This window comes from Vreelandella sulfidaeris (assembly GCF_042429665.1).
Classification (GTDB): domain Bacteria; phylum Pseudomonadota; class Gammaproteobacteria; order Pseudomonadales; family Halomonadaceae; genus Vreelandella.
In genome coordinates, this window is the sequence record NZ_JBHMAC010000024.1 from 1 (window position 1) to 884 (window position 884).

The window sequence follows — 884 nt, forward strand, 5'->3', positions numbered from 1 at the left end:
CGTTACATCTTCCGCGCAGGCCGACTCGACTAGTGAGCTATTACGCTTTCTTTAAAGGATGGCTGCTTCTAAGCCAACCTCCTAGCTGTCTGAGCCTTCCCACATCGTTTCCCACTTAACCAGGATTTCGGGACCTTAGCTGACGGTCTGGGTTGTTTCCCTTTTCACGACGGACGTTAGCACCCGCCGTGTGTCTCCCACGCGTTACTCACCGGTATTCGGAGTTTGCCTCGGGTTGGTAAGTCGGGATGACCCCCTAGCCGAAACAGTGCTCTACCCCCGGCGGTACTACATGAGGCGCTACCTAAATAGCTTTCGAGGAGAACCAGCTATCTCCGAGCTTGATTAGCCTTTCACTCCGATCCACAAGTCATCCAAATCTTTTTCAACAGATCCTGGTTCGGGCCTCCAATTGATGTTACTCAATCTTCACCCTGCTCATGGATAGATCGCTCGGTTTCGGGTCTATATCCAGCGACTGTGTCGCCCAGTTAAGACTCGGTTTCCCTACGGCTCCCCTATACGGTTAACCTCGCCACTGAATATAAGTCGCTGACCCATTATACAAAAGGTACGCAGTCACAGAACAAGTCTGCTCCTACTGCTTGTACGCACACGGTTTCAGGATCTATTTCACTCCCCTCTCCGGGGTTCTTTTCGCCTTTCCCTCACGGTACTGGTTCACTATCGGTCAGCCAGGAGTATTTAGCCTTGGAGGATGGTCCCCCCGTCTTCAGTCAAGGTTTCTCGTGCCCCGACCTACTCGATTTCACGTGATCAGATTTTCGACTACGGGGCTATCACCCGCTACGGCCGAGCTTCCCAGCTCGTTCGCCTAATCAGTCACACGCTTAAGGGCTGGTCCCCGTTCGCTCGCCGCTACT

The 884-nt window shown here is 53.2% G+C and carries 1 rRNA gene; it reads right to left on the reverse strand.

Annotated elements, in window-relative coordinates:
- Positions 1-884 (reverse strand): 23S ribosomal RNA (locus ACFFLD_RS20555); the annotation flags it as partial.